Annotated in this window: 27 protein-coding genes, 3 tRNA genes and 1 pseudogene; 14 read left to right on the top strand and 17 right to left on the bottom strand. The window is 48.1% G+C overall.

Annotated elements, in window-relative coordinates:
• Genes yajC through HAL07_RS01155 form a run of 3 tightly spaced genes read right to left on the bottom strand, consistent with a single transcriptional unit; the run spans window position 1 to window position 4,422 of the window.
• Window positions 1–297 (bottom strand): preprotein translocase subunit YajC, encoded by a 297-nt coding sequence (yajC, locus tag HAL07_RS01165; protein WP_053941029.1) that lies wholly within the window; start codon window positions 295–297, stop codon window positions 1–3.
• A gap of 43 nt (window positions 298–340) precedes the next feature.
• The gene (nhaA, locus tag HAL07_RS01160; protein ID WP_053944815.1) at window positions 341–1,651 is read right to left on the bottom strand and encodes a sodium/proton antiporter NhaA; all 1,311 of its coding nucleotides are present in this window, start codon (window positions 1,649–1,651) and stop codon (window positions 341–343) included.
• 2 nt (window positions 1,652–1,653) lie between these two features.
• Complete coding sequence (locus HAL07_RS01155; protein ID WP_053944814.1) at window positions 1,654–4,422, bottom strand: UvrD-helicase domain-containing protein; 2,769 nt, start codon at window positions 4,420–4,422, stop codon at window positions 1,654–1,656.
• Between the two features lie 94 nt (window positions 4,423–4,516).
• On the opposite strand from HAL07_RS01155, the gene ppsA reads away from it, so the two are divergent.
• Window positions 4,517–6,928 carry a pyruvate, water dikinase gene (ppsA, locus tag HAL07_RS01150; protein ID WP_053944813.1) on the top strand — a complete coding sequence of 804 codons (2,412 nt, stop codon included), beginning with the start codon at window positions 4,517–4,519 and terminating at the stop codon, window positions 6,926–6,928.
• On the opposite strand, the pseudogene HAL07_RS08260 reads toward ppsA, so the two are convergent.
• Window positions 6,911–7,309: pseudogene (locus HAL07_RS08260) on the bottom strand (methyl-accepting chemotaxis protein); the annotation flags it as partial. The gene ppsA and the pseudogene HAL07_RS08260 overlap by 18 nt on opposite strands.
• Before the next feature lie 246 nt (window positions 7,310–7,555).
• Here HAL07_RS08260 and HAL07_RS07875 point away from each other — a divergent pair.
• Complete coding sequence (locus HAL07_RS07875; RefSeq protein ID WP_156295910.1) at window positions 7,556–7,780, top strand: hypothetical protein; 225 nt, start codon at window positions 7,556–7,558, stop codon at window positions 7,778–7,780.
• A 417-nt stretch (window positions 7,781–8,197) separates the two neighbouring features.
• Here HAL07_RS07875 and panC read toward each other — a convergent pair whose 3' ends face one another.
• The gene (gene panC / locus HAL07_RS01135; RefSeq protein WP_053941035.1) at window positions 8,198–9,010 is read right to left on the bottom strand and encodes a pantoate--beta-alanine ligase; all 813 of its coding nucleotides are present in this window, start codon (window positions 9,008–9,010) and stop codon (window positions 8,198–8,200) included.
• Complete coding sequence (pyrF, locus tag HAL07_RS01130) at window positions 8,997–9,689, bottom strand: orotidine-5'-phosphate decarboxylase (protein WP_053941036.1); 693 nt, start codon at window positions 9,687–9,689, stop codon at window positions 8,997–8,999. Before pyrF ends, panC begins: the two co-directional genes overlap by 14 nt.
• Before the next feature lie 65 nt (window positions 9,690–9,754).
• Between pyrF and kdsA the strand changes: the two genes are divergently transcribed.
• From kdsA to nusB, 3 genes are read left to right on the top strand one after another with little or no spacing between them, the layout of a single operon-like run.
• Window positions 9,755–10,585 carry a 3-deoxy-8-phosphooctulonate synthase gene (gene kdsA, locus HAL07_RS01125; protein ID WP_053944810.1) on the top strand — a complete coding sequence of 277 codons (831 nt, stop codon included), beginning with the start codon at window positions 9,755–9,757 and terminating at the stop codon, window positions 10,583–10,585.
• Window positions 10,586–10,594: 9 nt separating this feature from the next.
• On the top strand, window positions 10,595–11,062 hold the full coding sequence (gene ribH, locus HAL07_RS01120) for a 6,7-dimethyl-8-ribityllumazine synthase (RefSeq protein WP_053941038.1): 468 nt from the start codon (window positions 10,595–10,597) through the stop codon (window positions 11,060–11,062).
• Window positions 11,062–11,463, top strand: coding sequence for a transcription antitermination factor NusB (nusB, locus tag HAL07_RS01115; protein WP_053944809.1), 402 nt, complete (start codon window positions 11,062–11,064; stop codon window positions 11,461–11,463). Before ribH ends, nusB begins: the two co-directional genes overlap by 1 nt.
• Before the next feature lie 6 nt (window positions 11,464–11,469).
• Here the strand turns inward: nusB and HAL07_RS01110 are convergent, their stop codons facing one another.
• The 8 genes from HAL07_RS01110 to thrS all read right to left on the bottom strand — a co-directional run bounded on the left by HAL07_RS01110 (window position 11,470) and on the right by thrS (window position 17,382).
• A complete protein-coding gene (locus HAL07_RS01110; protein ID WP_082355773.1) occupies window positions 11,470–12,303 on the bottom strand; it encodes a YihY family inner membrane protein in 834 nt (277 codons plus the stop codon).
• The gene (locus tag HAL07_RS01105; protein WP_053944808.1) at window positions 12,296–13,138 is read right to left on the bottom strand and encodes a biotin synthase; all 843 of its coding nucleotides are present in this window, start codon (window positions 13,136–13,138) and stop codon (window positions 12,296–12,298) included. The genes HAL07_RS01110 and HAL07_RS01105 overlap by 8 nt, the downstream gene beginning before the upstream one ends.
• Before the next feature lie 17 nt (window positions 13,139–13,155).
• Window positions 13,156–13,252: transfer RNA gene (locus HAL07_RS07870), tRNA-Sec, on the bottom strand.
• 51 nt (window positions 13,253–13,303) lie between these two features.
• A complete protein-coding gene (locus HAL07_RS01100; protein WP_370695954.1) occupies window positions 13,304–14,161 on the bottom strand; it encodes an outer membrane protein in 858 nt (285 codons plus the stop codon).
• Between the two features lie 262 nt (window positions 14,162–14,423).
• Complete coding sequence (gene rplT / locus HAL07_RS01095; protein ID WP_053941042.1) at window positions 14,424–14,774, bottom strand: 50S ribosomal protein L20; 351 nt, start codon at window positions 14,772–14,774, stop codon at window positions 14,424–14,426.
• Between the two features lie 82 nt (window positions 14,775–14,856).
• The gene (rpmI, locus tag HAL07_RS01090) at window positions 14,857–15,048 is read right to left on the bottom strand and encodes a 50S ribosomal protein L35 (RefSeq protein ID WP_053941043.1); all 192 of its coding nucleotides are present in this window, start codon (window positions 15,046–15,048) and stop codon (window positions 14,857–14,859) included.
• 19 nt (window positions 15,049–15,067) lie between these two features.
• Window positions 15,068–15,580 (bottom strand): translation initiation factor IF-3, encoded by a 513-nt coding sequence (gene infC, locus HAL07_RS01085; protein ID WP_053941044.1) that lies wholly within the window; start codon window positions 15,578–15,580, stop codon window positions 15,068–15,070.
• Window positions 15,577–17,382, bottom strand: a complete 1,806-nt coding sequence (gene thrS, locus HAL07_RS01080; RefSeq protein ID WP_053944807.1) for a threonine--tRNA ligase — start codon at window positions 17,380–17,382, stop codon at window positions 15,577–15,579. Before thrS ends, infC begins: the two co-directional genes overlap by 4 nt.
• A gap of 272 nt (window positions 17,383–17,654) precedes the next feature.
• On the opposite strand from thrS, the gene recA reads away from it, so the two are divergent.
• From recA to HAL07_RS01055, 5 genes are read left to right on the top strand one after another with little or no spacing between them, the layout of a single operon-like run.
• Window positions 17,655–18,701, top strand: coding sequence for a recombinase RecA (recA, locus tag HAL07_RS01075; protein ID WP_053945025.1), 1,047 nt, complete (start codon window positions 17,655–17,657; stop codon window positions 18,699–18,701).
• An 8-nt stretch (window positions 18,702–18,709) separates the two neighbouring features.
• The gene (locus HAL07_RS01070; RefSeq protein ID WP_082346370.1) at window positions 18,710–18,961 is read left to right on the top strand and encodes a hypothetical protein; all 252 of its coding nucleotides are present in this window, start codon (window positions 18,710–18,712) and stop codon (window positions 18,959–18,961) included.
• On the top strand, window positions 18,961–19,545 hold the full coding sequence (locus HAL07_RS01065; RefSeq protein WP_053941046.1) for an AMIN domain-containing protein: 585 nt from the start codon (window positions 18,961–18,963) through the stop codon (window positions 19,543–19,545). The genes HAL07_RS01070 and HAL07_RS01065 overlap by 1 nt, the downstream gene beginning before the upstream one ends.
• 27 nt (window positions 19,546–19,572) lie before the next feature.
• A complete protein-coding gene (gene pyrG / locus HAL07_RS01060; RefSeq protein ID WP_053941047.1) occupies window positions 19,573–21,207 on the top strand; it encodes a CTP synthase in 1,635 nt (544 codons plus the stop codon).
• Entirely contained in the window at window positions 21,207–22,085 is an 879-nt protein-coding gene (locus HAL07_RS01055) for a pseudouridine synthase family protein (protein WP_053944806.1), read from the top strand. The genes pyrG and HAL07_RS01055 overlap by 1 nt, the downstream gene beginning before the upstream one ends.
• Here the strand turns inward: HAL07_RS01055 and HAL07_RS01050 are convergent.
• The gene (locus HAL07_RS01050) at window positions 22,082–23,074 is read right to left on the bottom strand and encodes a HoxN/HupN/NixA family nickel/cobalt transporter (RefSeq protein ID WP_053944805.1); all 993 of its coding nucleotides are present in this window, start codon (window positions 23,072–23,074) and stop codon (window positions 22,082–22,084) included. The genes HAL07_RS01055 and HAL07_RS01050 overlap by 4 nt on opposite strands.
• Before the next feature lie 120 nt (window positions 23,075–23,194).
• Between HAL07_RS01050 and HAL07_RS01045 the strand changes: the two genes are divergently transcribed.
• A tRNA-Ile gene (locus HAL07_RS01045) sits at window positions 23,195–23,271 on the top strand.
• Between the two features lie 16 nt (window positions 23,272–23,287).
• Window positions 23,288–23,363: transfer RNA gene (locus HAL07_RS01040), tRNA-Ala, on the top strand.
• 5 nt (window positions 23,364–23,368) lie between these two features.
• Here the strand turns inward: HAL07_RS01040 and ruvB are convergent.
• Complete coding sequence (gene ruvB / locus HAL07_RS01035) at window positions 23,369–24,379, bottom strand: Holliday junction branch migration DNA helicase RuvB (RefSeq protein WP_202903459.1); 1,011 nt, start codon at window positions 24,377–24,379, stop codon at window positions 23,369–23,371.
• Window positions 24,376–25,182 (bottom strand): 3-methyl-2-oxobutanoate hydroxymethyltransferase, encoded by an 807-nt coding sequence (gene panB / locus HAL07_RS01030; protein ID WP_053944803.1) that lies wholly within the window; start codon window positions 25,180–25,182, stop codon window positions 24,376–24,378. The genes ruvB and panB overlap by 4 nt, the downstream gene beginning before the upstream one ends.
• A 98-nt stretch (window positions 25,183–25,280) precedes the next feature.
• On the opposite strand from panB, the gene HAL07_RS01025 reads away from it, so the two are divergent.
• Window positions 25,281–25,979: a hypothetical protein gene (locus tag HAL07_RS01025; RefSeq protein WP_053944802.1), complete on the top strand. Its 699-nt coding sequence runs from the start codon at window positions 25,281–25,283 to the stop codon at window positions 25,977–25,979.
• The gene (locus HAL07_RS01020; protein ID WP_233702550.1) at window positions 25,954–26,634 is read left to right on the top strand and encodes an outer membrane beta-barrel protein; all 681 of its coding nucleotides are present in this window, start codon (window positions 25,954–25,956) and stop codon (window positions 26,632–26,634) included. The genes HAL07_RS01025 and HAL07_RS01020 overlap by 26 nt, the downstream gene beginning before the upstream one ends.
• The last annotated feature ends 5 nt before the right edge of the window (window positions 26,635–26,639 follow it).

Below are 26,639 nucleotides of genomic sequence, written 5' to 3'. Positions count from 1 at the left end.
CTAGCTTTCCTTGCTTTGGGTGTTTTCTTCATCTAATTTATAGGCGACATGGCTTTTAGAAAGTTTGACCTCTGTGCTGTCGTTCAGTCTGACTTTAAAAAAGGTGTTTTCAGGCTTCACCACTTCACAGATGAGTCCGCCCTGCGTTACGATTTTATCGCCTTTTTGCAGGCCTTCAATCATTTCCTTATGCTTTTTGGCTTGCACCCTTTGGGGACGGATGATGAGAAAATAGAAAATCAAAAACAGCACCAATAAGGGCAATAGAGAGGTTAAAATATCCTTGGTTTGATTCATACGCTTCCTTCTGTGGCTGAACGTGTCATTATAACGATTTTTCCTAATTTTTGGCTTTTTGGAATGCCCCTAAAGCCAATAAGTACAGAGTGCCGATGATTCCAGAGGTGATAGAACCTAGTAAAATGGCGATTTTAGACACTTCCATCGCGTCCGTGCTGTTAAAGGCAATGTTGGAGATGAACATGGACATGGTAAAGCCAATGCCTGCGAGCATGCCCGCCCCTAGGATTTGCCCCCAGCTCACCCCATCAGGGCGCTTGGCAATGTGTAATTTTTCGCTTAAAAATGTGATGCCTAAAATCCCTATGGGCTTGCCCACCACAAGCCCCAAGATCACGCCCCATAAAATCTCATCCACATGAAAATCTAAATCCTTGCCAATTTGCACCCCCGCATTGGCTAGTGCAAACAAGGGCATGATGAAGTAAGCCCCATAGGGGTGCAAAATGTGCTCTAAGCGCTCTAAAGGGCTTTGCAGCGACATGGTGGCGTTTTGTAGGTTGTAAAGAGCGTCCCTTTGGTCTTGTTCTAAAGGTTTTGTGGCAGGGTTTTTAAAGCAGCCTTTAAAATGCTCCAGCGCCCTTAAGAAAGCTTGCAAAACTTTAGAGGGTTGGGAAATTTTAATGGGGATTGTAAAAGCCAAAGCCACGGCGGCGATGGTGGCGTGGATACCGCTATTGAGCGTGGTAAACCACAACCCCACGCCTAAGAGTAAATAGGGCCACAAACTTTTCACGCCCAAGCGGTTTAGCACCAACAAGGCCAAAAAGATCAGCCCCGAGCCTACTAGCCACACCAATTTTAAATTTGAAGTGTAAAAAATGGCGATCACCACGATCGCGCCCAAATCATCGGCCACGGCCAAAGTTACCAAAAAAACTTTGAGCGCAGGCGGCACGCGCTTACCCAGTAATAAAATCACCCCCAAAGCAAAAGCAATGTCTGTCGCCATAGGGATTCCAAAGCCATGTGCGCTGTTGGTACCGGCATTTAAACTATAGTAAATGATCCCGGGGGCTAGCATTCCGCCCAAGGCCGCAATGACAGGGAAAGCCGCTTTTTGAAAACCGCACAGCTCCCCATACATCACCTCCCTTTTGATCTCCAAGCCCACGAGCAAAAAGAAAAAGGCCATCAACACATCATCGATCCAGTGATGCACCGAAAAGCCCATAAAAGTTTTGCCAAAGACAATCCCTAGTCTTGTGTGCCACAACTCAAAGTAGTAGGGAGCTAGAAACGAGTTGGCGTAAATCATCGCCCACACAGCGCTCACAAATAAGAAAATCCCTCCAAAGGATTCGCTTTTGACAAAATCTACAAAAATGTTCTTTTTAATAAATTCGGACATGGTTATCCTTTGATCGGTTGCACCTCAACATGCGTTTTGAGGGTATAAATCAGAAAAGCTTGAGCGTTTTGCTGTGGATAGAGCGCGCGCACCTTTTGTAAATACCCCCTCACTTGGGCTCGGTGGGCTGCTTCATTGCCCTGCCCGCTCTTGTAATCTAGGATCGTCAAACCTTGGTTGTTAAAAACGACCATGTCCATGCGTAAAAAATCTTTGCTTAATTGGTGACTCGATTTAAAAGACACTTCCGTAGCAATCCGCCCCCTTAGCAAGCTTTGAAAAGACGACTCTTGCTCTAAAATCTCTAGGCGTTTTAAAAGGGCCTTGGTTGAGACATTTTCAAAGCTGTAATGGTGGTTTAAATAATCTCTGATGGCCACTAAATCCACTTTGTAGCCATAAAACAACTCCAAAGCCTTGTGTAAAGCACTCCCAAACAAGCGGGCGGGGCGGTTGCCCTTCTCCTCTGTGTTGAAATCCGAGATTTTATCGATCTGTGCGCCAAAGGCCTTTTGGTTGCCAAGCAAAGCGGGGCTTTGGTTGGCAAGTGCCGTCATAGCTTCTTTAGGCGCGCGTTGAGGCAATCGCCCCAGCTCTTGACACTCAAAGGAGGCGAGCGCGCTCTCTGTGTCTTTTTGCAAAATGATGAGACTCTCTTTAGCGCGGGTACAAGCCACATACAAGACATTGGTGTGTTCTTGCTCTTGGGCTTGTTTATGCGCTTCTAGGGCAGCTTGATAGCCTTGATCAAAATATTCTCTATTTTTTTGTTTGTAAAACACCTCTTGCTCATTTTGCAGAAGTTTTTGCGTGTTTGGAGGGGATTTGGTGCTTAGGCGGTCCATTAAAATGGCATGCCCAAACTCCATGCCCTTAGATTTGTGAATCGTCATGATTTTTAGACCCACCGTCTCGCTTTGGGCAATTTGAAGGTTTTCTTGCTCTAAAAAATCTAAGAACTCTTGGGGGTTGTTAAACTCCAACGATCGTTCTAAAAAATGGCACGCACTCGGACTATAAAGCTCTAAAATTTGCATGAGATTTAGAATGTGTGCGCTCAAGTGGGGGTTTAAAGGGGGCAACTTGGGCGGCTTGTTTAAAGGCAGGCCACACAACTTAGCCACATGGGCTAAATGGTAGCTTTGTTGCTCGGCCGGGCTTAGGGCGTAGAGCAGGGCGTGGCGTAGGGCCTTGACCTCTTTTTGCGCCAACAAGCTTAAATCTGCGGCGCTCACGATCTGTTCGCCCTTTAAATGGGGGGTTAAAAACTCTTTTAAATCATTGACATCGTCATTCTTAAAGCACAAAATGGTGATGTCTCGAGAGGACACCCCGCTGTCTAAAAGCTTTTGGACGGCTTGCAAGGTGGCGTTTAAAAGGGCTTCTTCCTTTTGCGCGCTGTCTTTATATGCACCCACGCCCACACTCTGCACGCACACATAACCCTTGTTGGCTAAATCTTGGCGTTGTTCGGGCAATTTTTGCACCACATAGCCAGCGATTTTGGGCGCAAAGGTGGCATTCACAAAGCCAAGCACCACCCCCATGCTGCGGTAATTGTGTTCTAAAGATTGGCTAGAAATCTTGGCACAAACACTCTCAAACAGCGCGCTTTTGCTCCCTCTAAAGCCGTAGATGCTCTGCTTAGAGTCGCCCACAAAAAACACACTGCGCTCTCCCCACTTCTGCCCCACTCCCGCTTTGATCTCCTCAATCAAGGGCTCTAAAATGCCAAATTGTAAATCGTTGGTGTCTTGGAATTCATCGATCAAAATGTGCTCGATTTGCCCATCTAGGCGGAAATAAAAAAAGTCCTTGTCGATGACATTTTCCCTAAGTAGGTGATGCACTTTAAGCGTGATTGCGGGGAAATTGAGTCGGTTAGGGTCGTGGCTACGTTCTTGGTAGAGCTTTAAAAAGTACGCAAATTCGTTAAAAATAGCCGCTTCTTTCGCGTTGAAGTACTCTACAATTTTGGCTTTAAGGGCCGGGTTTGCACTGATGGCCTTTTGTGCCCCCACATTTTTTAAAACTTCCAAAACATCTTTAAAGGTTCTGATCTCCCTTTGGCGGGGGATTTTTATAGCCCTGTATTCCTCAAAAATCTCTTGCTCTAGTTGCTTTAAGTCTGTGCTTGGGGGTTTGGGGGAATTAAAACACAGCCCGCTGTAATACAGATCCAAAAAGTTTTTAAGCGCGTGCGCGGCGCTAAAACTGCCACTGTGCGCGAGCAGTAAAAAACAAAAGCGCCTGAGTCTGTGCATGTCTTCAGGGCTTAGGCGGTTTAAAAAGGCGTTGATTTGCTCGTCTAAAGGACACTCGCCCACGCTAAATTGCGCGCCCACGCCCACAAAGTAGCTAAATTTTCTAAGCACCTTTTGGAAAAAAGCATCGATGGTGGTGATGGGCGGGTTTTCTTGTAAAAAATGGGCGTAAATGGCAGGTGCGTCTAAGAGCGCTAGGCGCTCTAGGGACAGGTTGTAATCTTTTTGTAGGACATCTAAAAACTCTTGGGTTTTTGAGTCGGGCTGGTGAGTGGGGTCTTGTTTGTAGTCTCGAGCAGCCACACTGATACAAGCTAGGGTTTTGTGGATGCGCTCGCGCATTTCAGCGGCGGCTTTCTTGGTGAAAGTCAAGGTTAAAATGTGTGCCGGCTTGGCCCCTTCAAAGAGCAGGGCAATGTAGCGCAGGGTGAGAGCAAAGGTCTTTCCGCTCCCAGCAGATGCCCTAAGGGCAAGCCATGCGTGCGTGTGTGCTCTGTGCGTATTCATAACGGGGCATTGTAGCAAAAAATAGGCCTTTTTAAAAGCCTTAACATGTCCATGCTATAATAGAGCCTTTTTGAGATTGAAGCAAAGGGAAAGTGTGCGCTACATTCGGTTTTACAAAGAGTTAAACAATAAAGATGTGTCTTTAGTGGGGGGCAAGAACGCCAGCATCGGGGAAATGTTTCAAGAGCTTGTACCCAGTGGGATTAAAGTGCCCAATGGCTTTGCGATCACCAGCGAAGCGTATTGGTATCTCTTAGAACAGGGGGGCATTAAAGAACAGATTATTAGTCTCTTGGAGGGGGTGGATGCCACCGAATTAGATGTACTCAAAATGCGCTCCAAGCAGATTAGAGAACTCATCTTTGGCACGCCCTTTCCGGCCGATTTGCGCGATGAAATCCTACAAGCCTATAAAATACTGAGCGATGAATACCACATGCGCGAAGCCGATGTGGCGGTGCGCTCTTCAGCCACGGCTGAGGATTTACCCGATGCTTCCTTTGCCGGACAACAAGACACTTATTTAAATGTCAAGGGCAAAACCGAGCTCATCCACTACATCAAGGCTTGTTTGGCTTCGCTCTTTACCGATCGGGCGATCAGTTACAGGGCTTCTAGGGGCTTTGATCATTTAAAAGTCGCTTTGAGTGTGGGGGTGCAAAAAATGGTGCGGGCCGATAAAGGCAGCGCAGGGGTGATGTTTTCCATCGACACTGAAACGGGCTTTAAAGATGCGGTTTTCATCACTTCAAGCTGGGGTTTGGGAGAAAGCGTGGTGGGGGGGCTGGTTAATCCCGACGAGTTTTATGTTTTCAAACCCACACTTTTGCAGGGCAAATATCCCATCATTAAACGCCAATTGGGCGATAAAACAAAAAAAATCGTGTATGCCAGTCGGGGGAGCGAAAGCCCCACCAAGAGCGTGCCCACCACCCCTAAAGAGCAAAACAGCTTTTCTTTAACCGACACCGATTTACTAAGCCTTGCGCGTTGCGCTGTGCTGATTGAAGAGCATTACAGCCAAGAGGCCGGGCAGTACCGCCCTATGGACATCGAATGGGCTAAAGATGGGGATAGTGGGGAGATTTTTGTTGTGCAGGCGCGCCCTGAAACCGTGCAAAGCCAAAGCCTCAAACAGAGTGCTCGGGTGTATGAAAAGCACCGCTTTAAACACCCCGAAGGGCGGGAGGTCTTGCTGACAGGCCGCGCCATAGGCAGCAAAATTGGCGTGGGTAAAGTGCGCGTGATCAACAGCTTGGATCACATGAACATCTTTAAAGAGGGCGAAATCCTCGTAACCGACAACACCGATCCCGATTGGGAGCCCATCATGAAAAAAGCGAGCGCGGTTGTAACTAATCGGGGGGGGCGCACCTGCCACGCCGCTATTGTCGCACGAGAAATTGGCGTACCCACCATTGTGGGCGCACTAGGGGCCACAGAGTTGCTCTACACCGGCATGGAGATCACCATCTCTTGCGCTGAGGGGGAAGTGGGCTACATTTATGCCGGGGCGCACCCTTTTGAAGTGGAGCGCATCGCGCTAGACAACTTGCAAGAGCCCAAGACAAGGATTTATTTAAACATAGGCAACCCTGAAAAGGCCTTTAAGTTCGCGCAACTGCCTAATCATGGCGTGGGGCTGGCGCGCATGGAGCTCATCATGTTAAATCAAATCAAGGTCCATCCGCTGGCCCTAGTGGATATGCAACACAACAAACCCATAGAAAACAAAGACAGAGTGGAAGCGTTGATTGCGGGCTATGAAAGCCCCAAAGATTTTTTTGTCAAAAAAATCGCCGAGGGGATGGGCATGATTTGTGCCGCCTTTTACCCCAAACCCGTGATTGTGCGCACGAGCGATTTTAAATCTAACGAATATGCAAGGATGCTCGGCGGCAGCACGTATGAGCCACACGAGGAAAACCCGATGCTCGGCTTTAGAGGGGCTAGTCGGTATTACTCTGATTTGTATAAAGAGGCTTTTAGCTGGGAGTGTGAGGCGTTGTCTATGGTCAGAGAGCAGATGGGTCTAAGCAACATGAAAATCATGATCCCCTTTTTGCGCACCATTGAAGAGGCCAAAAAGGTCTTAGAGATTTTACGCAAAAACGGGCTCGAGTCGGGAAAAAACGGGCTCGAGCTGTATGTCATGTGTGAATTGCCCATCAATGTGATCTTGGCCGATGAGTTTTTAAACCTTTTTGATGGCTTTTCTATTGGCTCTAATGATTTGACCCAGCTCACCTTGGGCGTAGATAGGGATGGGCAGTTGGTCAGCCATGTTTTTGATGAGCGCAACCCGGCGATGTTAGAAATGTTTAGACGGGCGATTGAGGCGTGCAAAAGGCATGGCAAGTATTGCGGGATTTGCGGGCAAGCCCCCAGCGATTACATTGAGGTGGCCGAGTTTTTAGTCCAAGAGGGCATCAGCTCGCTCTCGCTCAATCCCGATTCCATCATCACCACTTGGAATCGCATCGTGCAGTTAGAAAGCCAACTTTAAAGGGGCTTTTGCTCTCAAGCGCGCTCTATTTGGGGGCAAATTTTTAAAACACGTTTTGGTTTGATCGATCGCTTTTTTAAAACCCACAATCTCAAGTTTTAATCGCCTATGCAGGCGCGCCAAGTTGTGTGTCAAGCTTGCATCAAATTCCCCCATCGCTTTATTGATGTCTAGCACCGCAGAGGCTTGGGCTTTAATGGCTGTTGAGTTGTCGGCAATGCTTTGGAGCAACACATTGATGTTGCTTTCAATCTCGCTCAAAGACTTTTGGGTGCGCTCGGCCAATTTTCTCACTTCATCGGCCACGACCGCAAAGCCCCGTCCGTGCTCACCCGCTCTGGCCGCTTCAATGGCGGCGTTTAGGGCCAACAGGCCAATTTGCGCTGTTTAGAGACATCTTGCAGGCTAGAAGCGGTTTCTTCACAGGGTGTTGGTCTCTTGATGTAGGGCGTGGGCGACATCTAGGGAATGCTGAAGCGAGCCTACGATGCTCTTTTGCCAAGTGTTGATGTTATTGGCCAGTTGTAAAAACCGCCCTAAAACTGGAAGGTGTCCATATGGGCTCTAAAGTCATTGCGCAAATAGATTTCAATGGTGTTGGAATGTTGCGGAAAATGGAATTTAAAAATGGGAAAAGTCGTTGAAATTAGCCCCCAAGTGCTGGAGTTTGGGGTTGATCGCTTGGGCTTAGATATTTTGCGAAATCTCCCGTGCGCGTGCCATCTCTCCCAGCTCGTCTTTGGAGCGCAGATCGATCGCTTCTGGGGCCTTTTGGTTTTTGTGATTTGCGAAGAAAAAAAGTCTTTAAGCCCCTTGTTGAGTGTCCAAATGCCCCCTGTGATCTTGCGATAGAATAGGTAATATGGGGGCACAACCACCACCACCAACAAAAAGCTCAAGACGATCAAGACATAAAGGTAAAATTGTTGGTTGAGATCGCGTCTAATGTCCAAGGCGATTCTGTGCGTGCGTTGCTGCACATTGTCCATATACAGCCCTTGTAGCATCAAGCCCCCAATTTTGCGTTACTGCTTTAGACTGCTGGAGCGAGCGAAACCGAGCTTGAAACGCCTTGCTCTCTTTGTAGTGTTTCACTAAAATTTCAGGGTCTTGGGGTTTATAAAAGGCCACATCTACACTTCTTGCATGTCTTTGAGCTTGGTTTGCTCTGCTTGCTTTGTAAAGTGTTTGGGCTGTTTGACGGCACTCTCGCTTCTAATACCCACACAATGTTAAACGCTCATCAAGAGCTCGCCGGCGTTGTCTAACTTAAAGCCATAAATTGTCTAAAAGCCTTGTAATGCCCACCTTCACCGCCACTAAGATCAGACTCTGATCGGGCACGACTTGCTCTAAAGGCTCAAGTTGGCGGTTACAAAGGCTTAAGTATTGCACTTCAAGCCCCTTTAAAATTTCTTGCCCCAGCGCTAGAAGTTTGGTGCTCTCTCTTGTGCCCGCCTTGTAAGCCTCTTGCATGGCTTGTAGGGCTTGTGGGATTTTCAACGCTTGTTGGCGTTGCTTTGGGCTTAAATAGACATTGCGCGAGCTTAAAGCCAAGCCGTCAAAATCGCGCAAAGTGGGGCAAGCGACCACCTCAACGGGCAAGAATAAATCATCTGCCATGCGCTGTATCATCAAGAGCTGTTGTGCGTCCTTTTGTCCGAAGTAGGCCCTTTTTGGGCGCACTAAGTTAAAGAGTTTTAAGACCACTTGCAACACCCCGCTAAAATGTCCGGGGCGCAAATTGGCTTCAAACCCTAGCAAATCCTTAGGCGGGGTTAGGGTGATGGCCTCTTTAAAGGGGTAGAGGGTTTCTACTTGGGGGGTGAAAACGGCATGCACGCCCGCCTTGGCGCACAGCTTTAAATCTTCTTCTAAAGGGCGGGGGTATTGGTTAAAGTCTTCTTGGGGTCCAAATTGCGTGGGATTGACAAAGATAGACACGAGGATAAAATCATTTTCCGCCTTTGCCCGCTTGATGAGGCTTAAATGCCCGGCGTGCAGTGCCCCCATTGTGGGGACAAAACCAATGTTTTGCGCGGGCAGGGCTTTTAAATCCGCCGGGGTTTTAAAAATTTGCATGTTCTAGACTTTCTAAAATTTGGATGGCCATTTCTCTAGGGTCTTTGTGGTTGTAAATGGGGCGGCCCACCACTATAAAATCCGCTTTTGCATTCTTAGCATCTTGCAGGGAGCCCACGCGCTTTTGATCGTGCGCCTCTTGCAAGTTGGGGCGTATGCCCGGGGTGAGGGTCAAAAAGCTGGAGTTGGTGGCTTGTTTAATGGCTAGACTTTCAAAAACCGAGCAAACCACGCCATCTAGCCCGCTGTTAAAGCACAACTTGGCTAAATGCAAAGCGTGTTTTTGCAAGGGAGCGTTATACAGGCTTTGGCTTTGGGCTTCATCTAGGCTTGTAAGCAGGGTAACGCCTAAGATTTTGGGGCGCTGTTTTAAGCCTTGTATTTGCTCCATCACCGCTAAAAGGGCGGGTGCGCCGCTACTAGCATGCAAGGTCAGCAACTCCACGCCCAAATGGGCGCACTCTAAAACAGCGGTCGCCATCGTGTTGGGAATGTCGTGCAATTTTAAATCTAAGAAAACCCTAAAACCCATGTTTTGGATTTCTTGGACAAAGCTAGGGCCTTGGCGCACAAACGCCCTCAAACCCACTTTAACGAGCAACTTCAAGCCCTTTAAGCTTTCAAGCAAGTTTAAACACGCTTGTTTGGAGTCTAAATCCAAGGCCAAACACAATTGCATAACGCCCCTTCAGCCAAATATTAAGACAAAACGCTATTATAACACACTCCAAACAAGGATTGTATTTGCGAAAGAGTGTTTTGATCGCTGGTCCATGCGTGATCGAGAGCGCGGAAGTCTTAGAAGAGATCGCCTTAAAGTTGCGCCCCATCGCCCTAGACCCCAAAGTGGATTTTTATTTTAAGGCTAGCTTTGACAAGGCAAACCGCACGAGCCTAGAAAGTTACAGAGGGCCCGGGCTACAAAAGGGCTTAGAGATGCTAGAGGGCATTAAAACTAAGTTTGGCTATAAAATCTTAACCGACATCCATGAGAGCGCGCAGGCGGGGGCGGTGGCTGAGGTTGCCGATGTCTTGCAAATCCCCGCCTTTTTGTGCCGCCAAACAGATTTGATCGTGGCGGCCGCCAAGACCAAAAGCGCGATCAACATCAAAAAAGGGCAATTCATGCACCCAAGGGACATGCAGTTCAGCGCCCTAAAAGCCTTGAATACCCGCGCCAAAAGCAAATACGAAAAGCCCACTTACCCCGCGTGTTTAGAACACGGGATTTATTTATGTGAGCGGGGGGTGAGCTTTGGGTATGGCAATTTGGTCGTGGATATGCGCTCTTTAGTCATCATGCGCGCCTTTGCTCCCGTGATTTTTGACGCGACTCACAGCGTGCAAATGCCCGGAGCAGCGGGGGGCAAGAGCGGCGGGGAGCGCGTGTTTGTGCCCTATTTGGCTAAGGCAAGTGCGGTTGTGGGCGTGGATGGGTTTTTTATGGAGACGCACACCAATCCCGAGGGGGCACTAAGCGATGGGCCAAACATGATCCCTATATCAAGGCTCTTGCCTTTGGTGCAAGATTTATTGGTCTTGCAAGAAATCAACGCTTCATTAAACAACACATAAAGGATCAGAATGCATCGAGTCTTAGAGGGGCAACTTGTCTTAAAAGGGAGCGAAAAGGTCGCCGTGCTGGCCGCGCGCTTTAACCACCTAATCACCGATCGCCTCGTGGAGGGTGCACTAGATTGCTTTAGGCGGCATGGGGGAGATTTAAAGAATCTCACCTTAGTGAAAGTGCCCGGAGCATATGAATTGCCCTTTGTGCTAGATAAACTTTTGAGCTCTAAAAAATACGATGGCGTGTGTGTTTTGGGGGCGGTGATTAGAGGGAGCACGCCGCATTTTGATTATGTGAGTGCAGAGGCGACTAAGGGCATTGCCAACACGACTTTAAAATATGGCTTGCCCGTGAGCTTTGGGCTGCTCACCACAGACAACATCGAGCAAGCGCTTGAAAGGGCGGGCACAAAGGCGGGCAACAAAGGGGCGGCGGCGATGGATACCCTCATCGAACTTCTTAGTCTTTACAGCGCGTTTTAATGGCGACTCGTAGCCAAGCTAGGGAGGCGGTGGCGGGCTTGCTCTATGCCTTTGATAGCGGGAACACAGACATTCTTAATGCCGCCCCCACGCTCTTAGAAGAAAAGAAAATTAGAAACGCCCAGCAGCGCTTTGCCCTAGAGCTTTTAGCGGGGGTGTTGGCGCGCGTAGAAGTGCTGGATAACGCCTTGCAACCGCTTTTAAAGGACTGGGATTTAAAGCGCATCGGGTGCATGGAGCGCGCGATTTTGCGCTTGGGGGCTTACGAGATTTTACACACCCCAACCAAACCTGCGGTGGTGATCAATGAGGCCATTGAGCTTGCCAAAGTCTATGGGGAGGACAACGCCCCAAAATTAGTCAATGCCGTGTTAGACCATTTGGTAAAGGCGAGTCGCTAAAACTCGCTAAGAGTCGCTGATGGTGCAGGCATACATGCCAAAGAGCAAGAGCAACCACGAAATATAAACATAAGACATTAAAAACCACAGAATCGACACCGAGCCGTACAATTCGTGGTAAGTGTCGCTAAACAGGACATAGTAGACAAAGCCCCATTTCATTAAGCTCCAGCAAATGCTTGTAACAAAGCTCCAAAAGAGGGGGGTGATGGGGCGTTTAAAGGTTTTATTTGTGGGGATGATGAAGAGTAAATAAAAGAAAAGATAAGCACCTAGCCAGTGCAACAATGAGAGTAACCAGCCCTGCACTAGGCTTTGCATCTCTAGGTCGTAAAATAAAATCAAGGGCAGCACCAAAATAAAGACAATGCCCGTGCCAAACCCCCAAAAGACAAAAATCTGCCTTCCCCTAAAGTTGAAGTAATCTCTAGGTTCGGCGTTAAAAATCTTAGAGGCGATGTAGCGGTAGTTTTCACAGAATAAAAAGAAGGCGATGGCGATGGAGGTGATTTCCACAACTCCGAGCGCGCGGTCATTTTGGGTGAAAGACTTGAATAATGAACGCGCCATTTTCATGAAGTCAGGGCTATCGGGCAAAAAGAATCGTTCGACAGGGAAGGCTTTGGCAAAGGGGTCGACAAAAGCAAGAGCGATGAACAATAAAATGGGCGAGAGCGATAAAATCGTGTAAAAGCTCAAGGAAGAGGCGTAGTAAAAGATAATGGGCACCTCTTCAAAACAGCGTTTTAGGCGTGCGCTTAAAAGGTGGTTACACGCATAGACACAACCTAAAATCCCCTCCCACATTTGCGCTAAGGCTTCTAAAAGCCTTTTACCCATCGCAACTTGTGGCGATGGTAAAGCCGTAATTGGCAAGCATTTCTAAGTCTTTCTTGGGCGCGTCCCCCTTTGTGGTTAAGTAATCGCCCAGCACAATCGCATCCACCCCGCAATCAAAAATCTCTTTTTGCTTCGCGCCAAAAACCACCTCTCTGCCCCCAGCGACCATTAATTTTGTTTTGGGCAAAAACTCTTTGGCAAGAGTCAAGCACTCCAAGGCCTCCTCAGCGTCCATCACGCTTTCTTTAATGGGTAAAGAGGGGCTTGGGATGAAAAAGTTAATGGGTGTGGTGGCAGGGGTTAAAGATTGCAAAGTACGCAATAAATCGATGCGATCATTAAAACTCTCGCCCAGCCCAAAAATCCCCCCCGAACACAAAAGCAAGCCCGCTTTTAGCGTGTTTTCGCAGGTTTCAAAGCGTTCTTCCCATGTGTGGGTGGTGCAAATTTGAGAAAAGAAGTTTTGGGAAGTTTCTAAATTGTGGTTGTAGCTGTCTATGCCATGCTTTTTGAGGTGTTTTAAAGACGGCACATCCGCACGCCCACAACAAGCGATGAGATGCAAGTGGGGCACTTCCTTTTTAATGCTTTGGGCTAAATTAGCGATGTACTCACATTTTTGATCGTCTAAGCCCCGTCCAGAAGTGACTAAACAAAAGCCCAAAGCCCCTAAAGAGTGTAGGTATTTGGCTTCTTCTAGGACTTCTTCGGTTTTTTTGTATTTGTAACGGCGGATTTTGCCCTGATGGTGAGCGCTTTGCGTGCAGTAGGCGCAATCTTCAGGGCAATCCCCACTGCTGACATTTGAAATCGAACATAAAAAAATCTCTCGCATAGGTGTAACCTTTATGGTGGCAAGAGAGCCAAAGAATCGAACTTTGCAGCGCCTAGACACCTAAACGCTCTGTGGGTTTGAAGCCCAAGGCACACACCAGTGTTGCACGCTCTCCGAACGCTTGATAGGGAAGCCACGCTTCCCTGTGTCAAAAGGGTTAAGAGATTAAAAGCTCACCAAATAGCGCCAGTAGAACACAAAATCACGCTGCAAAGTGGCTTGATAGGGGTAGCCGGTGGGGACATTTAAAGCAGTGTAGTAGTGAGTGGCGATGGTGGGGATTTTAATCCCCACTTCAAAGCCATTGTGTTTGGTGCCAAAGCGGATGCCACCATTGACAAAGACATTAAAACTCGACACTCTGAGGTGCCCGCCATAAATTTGCACCAAGCTTTTATAATAGCCATTCATGGGCCCAAAAGAAGACCCGCCAATGGCTAAACCGGCAAAAAAGCCAAAGTGGAAGTTTTCTTTGTTAAACCTTTTGGGGTTAAAGAGCACATCCGTGCCGATGCCATAGGCGAAGATATTTGTAGGCTTGTAGGTGGTACCCTCCCACGCGTTAATATTACTGATATTTCTGTAATAGCGGTAATTGGAGGCTGCATAGTCAAAAAAGCCATAGTAACGCAACCCAAACTCGGGCAACTTTTTAAAGAAGTGCTTATACCCCGCCACAATGCCAAACCCATTTGTTACGTGTTCTTGGGCATTTAAAGCCCCTTTAAAGTGGTGGGTGCCCATGTCCCCCCAACTAATTTTGCTATTCGTTTCTAAGCGGTTACCATCACACTGCGCACTGCTCGCACAACCCTGCTCAGTGGAGGTCATCATGCCTAGCTGGTAGTCTGCGCCCACAAAAAAGGCGTTCCTCTCTCCATGTCTAGTTGTGCCCACACGCACCCTAGCAGGGATGGTCTTTTGTGCCTCTTGCTTAGGCAGAGGCGTTTGCGCTTGTGTTGCTTGGCTGGGCGCAGGCGCTGGACTCTGTGTCGTGGAAGCAGGTGCGGGGGGCTTTTGCATTTGCACCGCTTGGCTGGGCTCGGGTGTCGGGCTTTGTACCGGCTTTGGCTCGTCTGCCGCACCTAGTAGGGCTGTCGCTAAGGGGATGGCCACAATCGTTCTTTTCATTTAGATTCCTTGCAATTTTAATGGATTTATAGAGCCATTATTCTAGCATAATGGCGTTAATAAAAAACATAAAAAACACAGAAACAAGCGATAAAAAAATAATGTTACAAAAACAATTTTTATAGCAATGGCACAAGTGCCATTGCTTGGCTTGCTAGAGGTGGGCTTTCACCTGTCCAAACAAAGCGCTAAAGGCAGGGGCATCGTTCATCGCCATGTCGGCGAGGATTTTGCGATCCAGCTCAATGCCAGCACTTTTTAAAGCGTGCATGAAGCGGGAATAACTGGTGTTGTGCATGCGACAAGCGGCGTTGATGCGCACGATCCAAAGGCTTCTAAATTCGCGCTTTTTCTGTTTGCGGTCTCTAAAGGCGTAGCATAAGCTGCGCTCGATTTGCTCTTTAGCTTTTCTAAAGTGCTTCCTGCGCCCGCTATAAAATCCACGGGCAAGCTTTAAAATTTTCTTGTGGCGGCGGCGGCGCACCACACCTGTTTTGACTCTCATACTTTTCCTTTTCTCTTTGACCTAGTAGGTGTTGTTAAACTTGCCCTCTTTAGCTGACGCTTTGAGGGGGAAAACTTAGGGCTTATTGACACAAGAGCCCGGCCACAGAGCGCAAATTTGTAGAATGCACATAGTGGGGGGCGTTTAAATTCGCTTTTCTTTGCGGGCTTTTTTTGGTTAAAATGTGGCTTTTAAAAGCACTGCCCCGCTTGATGAGATTTTTTTTCACCCTGAAGCGTTTGGCCGCTCCACGGTTGGTTTTCATCTTCGGCATGGTTCTCCTTTCTTAAAATTTATTTCTTTTGGGGGACAAACAGCCACATGACAAAACGCCCCTCTGTCTTGGGCTCTTTGTCGGCGTTGGCAATGTCGCTCATCATTTCGCCCACTTTTTGCAAGACGGCTAGCCCCGCTTTGGGGTCGTTGTTCTCCCGCCCCTTAAGCACGACCTTAAATTTCACATGCTTGCCCGCCTCGATGAACTCCCTAGCGTGCTTGACCTTATAATTGATGTCGTTTTGCGCGATCTGCGTGGAAAGCTTGATCTCTTTGATCTCAATCTGCTTTTGTTTCTTTTTGGCTTCCTTTTGCTTTTTCTCACTTTGGTAGCAAAACTTGCCATAGTCCATGACTTTACACACGGGGGGTTTTGCGCTCGCTGAGATCAGCACTAAATCTAGCCCCCGGCTGTGGGCGATCTTTAACGCCTCGCTTGAAGAGATGATCCCAAATTGCTCGCCTCCATCGCCCACACAGCGCACTTCTTTAAAGTGGATCGCCTCGTTTAACAACACATCCTTACTCAAAAACTAACCTCTTGCATTTTTGCCTCCATCTGTTGTATAAATTCTGTTTTGCTTAGGCTGTATTGTTGCCCCAAAGCGCGATCGCGCACAGCCACGCTATTTTGCGCCACCTCTTGCTGTCCTAGCACCGCAATGAAGGGGATTTTCTGTTTCTCAAGAGTGCGGATGCGCTTACTCAAGGTTTCGTTTTTATCGGCTAATTGCACAAAAAAGCCCTTTTCTACTAGGTCGGTTTGTAAGGCTTTGGCGTACTCTAGCTGGTCGGATGACACGGGCACTAAAGCGATTTGCACGGGAGCGATAAAGAAGGGGTAATTGCCCCCATAGTGTTCGGTTAAAATCGCAATGAAGCGCTCAAACGAGCCTAGGATCGCCCTGTGGATCATCACGGGTCTTTCCTCTTGGTCTTGCTCGTTGGCATAGCTCAAGTTAAACCTTTCGGGTAAATTCATATCCACTTGCACGGTCCCGCATTGCCATTTGCGCTTGATCGCATCGGTGATCTTAATGTCGATCTTGGGCCCATAAAACGCCCCCCCGCCCGCATCGATGCCAAAGGAGATGTTCTGCTCCTCTAGGGCTTCTTTGAGGGCTGTGGTGGCTTGCTCCCAAATGTGCGCCTCCCCAATGTGTTTTTCTGGCTTGGTCGAAAGCTCCATTTCATAGCTAAAACCAAAGACCTCCATGACTTTTTTCGTAAATTCTAAAATCGCCAGCACCTCGGCCTTGATTTGGTTAAAACGGCAAAAAATGTGCGCATCGTCTTGGGTAAATTCGCGCACCCTTAAAAGCCCGTGCAAGACTCCGCTTTTTTCGTGCCGATGCACCACGCCGTATTCGTAAAAACGCAAGGGCAAATCCTTATAAGAGCGCAGGGCGTGTTCATAGACTTTAATGTGCCCCACACAATTCATGGGCTTGATGCCGTACTCCACTTCGTCAATCGTGGTGAAGTACATATTTTCTTTGTAGTTTTGGTAATGCCCGCTGGTTTGCCACAAAGAGCTTTTTAAAATCTCAGGCCCGCGCACAGGCTCGTAGCCGTATTTTAAAAGGGCTTTAGAAAGCAGATTTTCAATCCTTTGGCGCAAGCGCATGCCGTTAGGCAACCATATAGGCAAGCCCGCCCCCAAGTCTTCATTAAAGCAAAACAGCCCCAACTCTTGCCCTAATTTGCGATGATCCCTCTTTTTCGCCTCTTCTAACTGAAACAAATATTCTTTTAAGGCTTCTTTGCTCGCAAAGGCGATGCCATAAATCCTTTGCAACATTTCGGCATTCTCATCGCCCCCCAAATACGCCCCGGCTAATTTGGTGAGTTTAAAGTGCTGGAGCAACCCTGTGTGGGGCAGGTGCGGTCCTCTGCAAAGGTCCTCAAACTCCCCTTGAGAATACACGCTAAAAGAATCCCCCGCAATCCTTGACATGACGGCGTGCTTTAAGGGATCGTCTTTAAACTTCTCCAAAGCTTCTTTACGGGTCATGGTACTTTTGGTGATGGGGTGCTTATTTTTAGCGATGGCGCGCATGCGCTCTTCAATGCGTTCTAAATCCTCTTCGCTGATTTTAGAAGAGGTCTTAAAATCGTAATAAAACCCCTCTTGTACCACAGGGCCCACAAAAAATTGCGCATCGGGGTAGAGTTGTTTAATCGCTTGCGCCAACAAATGGGCGCAAGAGTGGCGGATGATCTCTAGGGCTGGATCGTTGTCGCCAAAGTAAATCGCCTCGCCCTCTTGTGTTGCTAAACTCTGCAAATCATAAATCTCCCCCTCTTTCCTAACGCCTATTTTCTCTGCCAAATCAATCCTTAACTAGCACCCGCTTGAGCCAAAACCGCATTGCACTTGCCGATCCACTTTTTCCGCCTGTGGGCCGTCCATGGGTTGCAAACACCCACACAAACACAACGCAAAGACAAGACTAAAATAAGTGCGCATATCTGCCTAAAATTTTACAAAAAACTGCCCTAATTTTGCCACATTAAATATAAACCTTTGTTTAAAAAAACGCCCTCTCTAAGTTGATTTTAGCCATTGTTTTGTTAGAATTTGGGGGAAATTTTTTAGAAGGGGTGTTTGTGGATGAGCAAAAACAAAAGGCAATAGAATCTGCCATTAAACAGATCGATAAAGCCTTTGGCAAGGGGGCTTTAATGCGCTTGGGCGATCGAGAGGTCGAACACATTGAGGCCATTTCTACGGGCTCTTTAGGGCTGGATGTGGCTTTAGGCATTGGGGGCGTGCCTAGAGGGAGGATTGTGGAAATTTATGGGCCCGAGTCGAGCGGTAAAACGACTTTGACCCTGCATGTTGTGGCGCAGGCGCAAAAAAACGGGGGGGCGTGTGCCTTCATCGATGCCGAGCACGCTTTAGATGTGCAATACGCGAAAAAGTTGGGGGTGGATACGGATAATTTACTCATCTCCCAGCCCGACACGGGCGAGGAAGCCCTAGAGATTTTAGAAACTTTGGCACGCACGGGGGCGGTGGATGTGATTGTGGTCGATTCAGTGGCCGCGCTCACGCCCCGCGCCGAGATCGAGGGAGACATGGGCGATCAGCATGTCGGTTTGCAAGCCCGCTTGATGAGCCAAGCTTTGCGTAAAATCACGGGCATTTTGCATAAGATGAACACGACCTTGATTTTCATCAACCAAATCCGCATGAAAATCGGGACAATGGGCTATGGCAGCCCTGAGACCACCACAGGGGGCAATGCCTTAAAATTCTATGCGAGTGTCCGGATCGACATTCGGCGCATCGCCACACTCAAGCAAAACGAACAGCCCATCGGCAATCGGGTACGAGTCAAGGTGGTGAAAAACAAAGTCGCCCCACCCTTTAAAGAGGCCGAATTTGATGTGATGTATGGCAGTGGAATCAGCTTTGAGGGCGAGCTCATCGATTATGGCGTGAAGTTAGACTTTGTGGAGAAAGCGGGGGCGTGGTTTAGCTACCAAGATAGAAAACTCGGGCAGGGCAGAGAGGCGGCCAAACTTGCGCTCAAAAACGACGCAGAGTTGGCCCAAGAAATCGGGGAGAAAATTAGAAATAAACTTTGTGAGCGCCCCGGTTTAGCAGAGCCCAACACGCCCAGTGCCCCTGAAGAAGTGGATTAAGGAATTTAGTGTGGCAAGTGTGGCAGTGGCTTTATGCTTATCGCGGGCTTGTGATCATTTTTGGGCTGATCGTGGCCCTAGGGGTGTATGTGGGTTGCTTACTTTTTGGAGATAATTCGCTAGAAGTGCTTTTACAGCTTAAGCACCGGCAAGTCGCTTTGTATGAAAGGGTGCAAAACTTGCAATACGAAAACGCCAAGTTGCAAAAACAACTTTTTGAGCTCAAGGGGTTAGAGCCTCCAAAAAATGGACTGTTTTAATGTCTAAATGGTGGGTGTTTTTATTGCTCGGGGCTTTGATTGCTAGAGAGGACCCCTTTGAGCCTTCTAAAAATGCAAAGCGTATGGGGCTGGGCGATGAAGTGCCCGATTACTTTAGGTATGTGAATGTCAATTTACCCAGCACCGCTAGAGTGCTGACAAAAGTTACCCTGACTTATAAAAATTTGGACGCTTCCACACACACCCAAAGCATGGATGTCAATCAGCGAATCGATTGGCATTACCCCATCAAGGTGACTCAACAAGCGGCGATTCTAGGCCAAGAGGACAAGATTTTTCGCATCGCAGATTACGATTTTTGGATACACGAAAACAAGCTTTACCTACGCACTTCAGATAAAATTCAACGATCTTTTATACTCATCAACCCTTATAGGATTGTCATCGACACCGACAGAGATGAAAAAGATTTTAGACAACAGGTAGAGGTGCATGAAAAATATGTCAATAACATTTCCATAGAGACCCACGATCGTTTTTACCGCTATTTCATTGTCCTAGATGGGCAGTACCAATACAAGGTCGAGCAAAAAAATAACTATTTAGTGATCGGCCTGCACTAATTTCACAAAGATTATCAAGGATGAAACATGTCTGTTACGACTAAATTTGTTTTTATTACGGGAGGGGTGCTTAGTTCCTTAGGCAAGGGCGTGGCTTCTAGCTCTTTGGCGCATTTGCTGAAAATGTGTCATTTTGAAGTGGATATGTTAAAGATCGACCCCTACATCAACATCGACCCGGGGACGCTCAGTCCCTTTGAGCATGGCGAGGTCTTTGTCACCGCTGATGGGAGCGAAACAGACCTAGACATCGGGCATTACGAGCGCTTTTTAAATGAAGACTTTTCCAAAGAAAACAACTTCACCACCGGGCAGATTTATTTAAGCGTGATTGAGAAAGAAAGGCAGGGGCAGTACTTAGGCAAAACGATCCAAGTGATCCCGCACATCGTGGAGGAGATCAAAGAGCGGATTTTAAAGCTAGGACAGGGCAAGGACTTTTTAATTGTGGAAGTGGGCGGCACGGTGGGCGACATTGAAGGCATGGTCTATTTAGAAGCCATCAGAGAGCTAAAAAGCGCTTTGGGCTCTGAACAAGTCGCCAATATCCATGTAACCCTTGTGCCCTTCATCGCCACGAGCCAAGAGCTCAAAACCAAGCCCACACAACACTCCATCATTGAATTGCGCCGCTTGGGCGTGAGCGCGAATATCATTTTAGCCCGCTGTAGCCAAGACTTGAGGGCAGATTTAAAAGCCAAGATCGCGAGCAGTTGCGATGTGCCCGTGCAAAATGTCATCCAAGCCAAAGACGCGCCCAGCATTTACGCCTGTCCGGCTAACTATTTGCAAGAGGGTTTGTTAGACGCGATCTTTAGACATTTTGGCATCCAAGCCACTCTAGACAAAAGGCAATTAGAGTTGTGGGCGGATTTGGTGCATAACATTTTAAACCCCCAAAGAACCCTAAAAATCGCCTTTGTGGGTAAGTATGTGCATTTGAGCGAGTCGTATAAGAGCTTTTTAGAGAGCATGGTCTGCGTGGGGGCGCACTTAAAAGTCAAGATCGACCCTATCTTGATCGACAGCGAGGAACTTGAGCTTAAGAGCACTGAGAGCGAGACAGAGCTTAAAGCCAGGGTGGCGCATCGCTTACAAGACATGGATGGCATCTTAGTGCCCGGAGGCTTTGGCTCAAGGGGAGTTGAGGGCATGATCAGCGCCATCACCTACGCTAGGGAATCTAAAAAACCCTTTTTTGGGGTGTGCTTAGGCGCGCAACTCATGGTCGTGGAATTTGCCCGCCATGTTTTGGGCTTAAAAGGGGCGCACTCGAGTGAATTTGATGAAAACGCCCCGCATAAGGTCATCGACCTATTAGAAAGCCAAGCCCACACCACACATAAGGGCTCGAGCATGCGCCTTGGCACACATAAAATCACGCTTAAAAAAGACTCTCTCATCGCCAAAGCCTACAACACCCTAGAAGTGTATGAGCGCCACCGCCACCGCTACACCATCAACCCCGCCTATTTAGAGGACTACGCCAAACACGGCCTAGAGGTCGTGGGGCAAAGCTTCGATCACAGCCAAAATCTGACCGAGGCAATGGCCCTGAAAGATTACCCTTTCTTTGTGGGCGTGCAATACCACCCTGAATTCACTTCACGGCTCATTGCCCCCAATCCGCTCTTTAAGGCATTCGTGCAAGCTTGCATGTAATGCCCTTTATCGCCGAGGTTTTTACGCCCAAAGCTCCCATTAAGGCGGCTAAATTTGTCGCCCAAAGCCTAGCCTGCTCTTTAAAGCAAGCCCAAAGTTACATCGATCGAGGGCGTTTAACCACCCTAAGCGGTCAAAGGCTTAAAAAGGCGCAAATCTTAAACGGACCCGTGCGCTTGCTCTTTTTTAAGCCCACTTCTTGCCCTGAATTTGCCCCCATTTTCACCACCCCCTATTTTGCCCTTTATTTTAAGCCCAAAAATCTTTACAGCCATCCTAAAAACTACACCACGCACAGCCTTTATGAAAGCATTTACGCCAACAACCCCCACGCCCGCCTCATTAACCGCCTAGACTATGAAACCAGCGGGCTTGTTTTAACCAGCCAAACCAAAGCGCACGAGAAGCCCTTAAGGGAGTTGTTTAGCTCTAGGCAGGTCGTGAAGACCTATGCCGCCTTAGTGCAAGGCGATTTACGGGCGTATGCCAGTGGGGCGTTTAGCGTGGTGTTGCCAATTGTTGAGCCTTCTAGTATAAGGGGGGATTTAGGCGTGCGCTCCAAAATTGGCAAACAAGGCAAATTCAGCGCCACCACCATAGAAATCCAAAGCTACGACCCCAAGGCCGACCAAACCCACTTAAAAGTTACCCCCCTAACGGGGCGCACCCACCAAATCCGCTTGCACTTAAGCGCGTTGGGTTACCCCCTTGTGGGCGAACCGCTCTACATTGAGGACAACCACGCAAGGGCGTATTTAGACGCGAAAAAGGCGGACTTTTTAGGCGCATTTGGGCGCTATAAAACTGAGTTAGCTCTAGAAGCGGTGGGCTTAAGCTTTAGCCTGTATGGCTTGCACTACCACTTGCGCCTAAACTAGGCGTTTTGAGCTGCCTTTTCTAGCCCGCTCAAATGCCAAATGCCAAAGGACACCCCCCACACCAGCACAAACAAGCCCACCAAGTAAAAGCCCAAATCCCCAAAGTCCAAATGCTGAATAAAACCCAAAACCCCGCTAAACTCCCAGTGCAATTTTTCGCTTAACACTTGAAACAGTTCGATCAGCCCGATGAGCAACGCCACCAACACGCCTAAACTTGTAATGGTGATATTGTAATAAATCTTACGCAAGGGGGTTTTAAACGCCCAGTCGTAAGCCTTCACCATAAAAACCCCATCGCAGGTGTCAAACAAGCTCATGCCCGCTGCAAACAAGATAGGCAGGGCGAGCATGCCTAAAAAACTCACTTTAATCGCGCTGCTAGAGAGGGCGAGTAGGGCGATTTCGCTGGCTGTGTCAAAGCCTAACCCAAACAACAACCCAATGGGGTAGATGTGCCAACTCTTAGAGATAAAAGCAAAGAGGGGTTTAAAAAAGCGGTTTAAAAGCCCGCGCTCTTGCAAAAGTTGCTCTAAAGCTTCTTGGTCGTAGTGGGCGTTGTGGCGGGTGCGCTTAAAGACCCTAAATAAATCTATTAGAATCACGCCGTTTAAAATCCCCACCACTAGCAAGAAAAGGCCAGACACCAAAGTCCCCACCACCCCGCCGATCTGTGCGAGCATGGGCGTGTGCTCTTTTGCCCAGTGTAAAGCTAAAGCTGTAACAATCGTCATCACAATCACCACGCTAGAGTGTCCCATAGAGAAGTAAAAGCCCACGCCCATAGGGTTTTGCTTTTGTTGGGAGAGTTTGCGGATGGTGTTGTCGATGCAGGCGATGTGGTCGGCATCAAAGGCGTGCTTTGTGCCTAAAAAGTAAGCCGTGAGAGCCGCGCCGTAAAAAACGGGGTTATGCGCCAAAACCAGCAACACCAGCCCCAAAATGTGTAAAAATAAAACTGCTAACGCATAGGGTAGCCACAAACGCATCACAAAACCTTATTTTTCTAATTTTAGTAACATCGCCATTCTAGCACAAATGGGTATATTTCAGCTAAATTTTAGAAAAGCTAGGATAGAATACCCGCTTTTAGGTTGAATGACTTAAAAGGGCTTATAGCTCAGGTGGTTAGAGCGCACCCCTGATAAGGGTGAGGTCAGAGGTTCAAGTCCTCTTAAGCCCACCATCTTTAAACTCTCTTTGGGGGATTAGCTCAGCTGGGAGAGCGCCTGCTTTGCACGCAGGAGGCCAGCGGTTCGAGCCCGCTATCCTCCACCATCCCATCAATCAAACAAAAAGTGTTTTATCGGGTTTAACTTCAAAACCTCGTAAGTCTTAGGTGTGGCGACTCGCCCTTTGGCTGTGCGCTCTAAATAGCCATTTGCCAGCAAAAAGGGCTCAATGACTTCTTCAAGCGTGCTTTCATCTTCGTGCATGCTCGCGGCAAGTGTGTTTAGCCCCAAAGGCCGCCCCTTAGCCCCCACAAGCAGGTTTAAATAGCGTAAATCTAAGCTGTCTAGTCCGTGTATATCCACACCCAAAGCTTCTAGGGCATGCTGTGTGGTCTTTAAATTAATTTGCATTTCATTAAAGCTATCCGCAAAGTCGCGCACCCGTTTTAACAGGCGTAAGGCAATGCGGGGCGTGCCCCGACAGCGTTTGGCGATTTCTAAACTTGCGGGCGGCTCAATGGGTTTTTTGAGCTTCAAGCTGGCTTGCGTGATGATGGCTTGCAACTCTTCAATGCTGTAAAACTCCATGCGAAAATGCATGCCAAAGCGATCTCTTAAGGGGTTGCTTAGCATCCCCGCCCTTGTGGTTGCTCCAATGAGCGTGAAGGGGGCTAAATCGATCTTGATCGTCTGTGCCGCTGCCTTAGAACCGATGATGATGTCTAGCCTAAAATCCTCCATAGCCGGGTAAAGCACCTCTTCAATCGCTGGGCTCAAGCGGTGGATTTCGTCAATGAATAAAATTTCTTGGGGTTTTAGGTTAGTAAGCAGGGCAGCTAAATCCCCTGTCTTTTCAATCATAGGGGCGGTTGTAACCTTAATGGGGGTGTTTAATTCTTGAGCGATGATGTGGCTTAAAGTGGTCTTGCCAAGCCCGGGCGGTCCAAAAAATAAAATGTGATCTAGCGTGTCGCTGCGCTTTTTCGTGGCGTTGATGGACACTTGCAAGAGTTTTTTTAAGGGTTCTTGCCCAATGTATTCCTGCCATAAATGCGGTCTTAGGCTGATGTTTTCTTGCTCTTCAAACTCCAGCTTTTCTAAATCCACCACCCGATCCATCAATAACTCTCATCGGCACTAGGAAAATGCCCCGCTTGGATGTCGGCGACATAGCGTTTTAACGCCTCTTGAATCAAACCCGCCCCATCTAAATAAGTGCGCACAAACTTAGGTTTAAAGGCTGTGAAGAGGCCGAGCATGTCGCTAAAGACTAAAATCTGTCCATCGCAACCCGCCCCGCTGCCTATGCCAATGGTGGGGATTTCTAGCTTTGCGCTAATTTCTTGTGCCACATTAGCCACCACGCCCTCTAAGACGACTAAGCTAGCCCCTGCCTCTTGCACGCTCAAAGCGTCCTCTAAGACTTTTTGCGCACTCTGCGCGCTTTTGCCCACAATTTTATAGCCCCCCACGCCCCGCACACTTTGGGGCAACAGCCCCACATGCCCGATGACCGCCACGCCCTCACTCACTAATGCCTTGATGATGGGGGCCTTTTTGACTCCCCCCTCTAATTTCACGGCATCGGCTAGGCTCTCTTGGTAAAAACGCAAGGCGTTTTTTACGGCTTGTTTTTCTGTGATGTAACTGCCATAGGGCATGTCTGCCACCACAAACGCGCGCTTTGCGCCTTGGCACACCGCTTGGGTGTGATAGAGCATTAAACCCATGTTGGCACTTAGGGTGTCTGGCTTGCCATTAAAACTCATGTTTAAACTATCGCCCACTAAAATAAAATCAATGATGGGGTCAAAAATGGAGGCAAAAAGGGCATCGTAAGCCGTGATTGCGCTGATTTTGCTGGCTGGATTACCCTCTTTGGGGTGTTTTTTGGCATGCAAGGCGTTTAGGGTGATTTTTTTCATGGATGGCCTAGTTTTTAGGACATTTTACCTTTAAAATGCTATGATAGGGCTAAAAATGCACGTGCGGACTTTGAGCTGTTTGGAGTGATGGATTGAGAATGGATAGAGGGGCTTTTGCCCCCTTTTTGCTTTTACCGCTTTTTTTGTGGGGGTCGGATCAGATCGATTTTGAGCACCTAGACCCTAAGTATTATAAATACATTAAGTTTTATGAGACTTACAGCGACAAGGACATTAAACGGCTAATCACCGACATTAAAGACGCGGAAAAAAAGACTGGCCTGATGATTGGACTTAGCACGGGTTTTTTTTACAACAACCAAATCAGGGAGCGCACGGGCAGCGCGACCATCATGGACAACAACTTAAATTATCTGTGGGCGATTGGGGTGCGCTTTGGTTATCAGACTTTCCGCCCCTCGTTATTTGCTAAGACTTTCCGCCCCAATGTGGTGGGTCGGCGCATTTATATCCAATACATCGGGGGGGTGCCTAAGCAATCAGACTTTGGGCGCATTAGCTACCAAAGCGCGACTCTGAATGCAGATTTGATGATTGACCCTGTTTTGCCCTATGTGGGGCGGTATTTGTCTGTGGGTTTTATTTTGGGCGTGGGCGTGGGCGTGGTCGCGCAGGGGATCAGCACCAATTCGTTTTTTGGCATGATGGCCAACACGGGGGTGGCTTTTAACTTCTTTGGGCATAACCGCGTGGAATTGGAGTTTAAATTACTCGCCAATAAAGACATTTCATGGTGGGGGGGGATTGTGCATGTCGGGTATCAATATGTCTTTTAAGCCCCTTGTTTTATGCTTCTGTGCGGTGTGTGTATTGGGTGCTCGATCCGCCATCCAAGAAAAGCAATTCACGATTTACATGCTCAAAGGGCAACTCTACGAAGCCAAACAAGCCCAGTTAGATAAAAAAATGGCAAAGAAAAAAAGCGGAGTGTTTTTGGGCTTTGTGCTGGCAGAAACAAATTTAAAGGTCAATGGGATCACTAATAAGGGCTTTCCCCTGCTTTATGGGGTGCGTGTGGGTTACCAAAAATATCTAGGCCGTAGTGAGGTGGGAGGCTTGCGCTTTTATGGGGAGTATTTGGGCGGGGTGGCGCAAAGTGTGTTGCAAGCGGGCCAAACCAGCTCCTACCAAATCGCAACCATGAATTTAGATTTAGTGATGGATAAACCCATAGACGAGCATAAAAAATACGCCGTGGGGGTCTTTGGTGGGTTGGGGGTGGGTTGGAATGGCTATAAGGACTACCCCAACGCTAAGAACAACCCCAATGGCTTTGGCTTGCTCGTCAATTTGGGAGTCGCGCTCACCTTAAACACCCGCCACAGAATCGAGCTTGCGCTTAAAATCCCACCGCTCAAATACAGCCACGCCTTTTCTTATTCTTTTGCGGGCGGGAACATTTACTACATCAGCTATAATTTTTTACTCTGAGGGAT

This window comes from Helicobacter ailurogastricus, from assembly GCF_001282945.1.
In the GTDB taxonomy this organism is placed as follows: domain Bacteria; phylum Campylobacterota; class Campylobacteria; order Campylobacterales; family Helicobacteraceae; genus Helicobacter; species Helicobacter ailurogastricus.
Note: the sequence above shows the minus strand (reverse complement) of the source record. Positions and strands in the feature narration are given on the sequence as shown.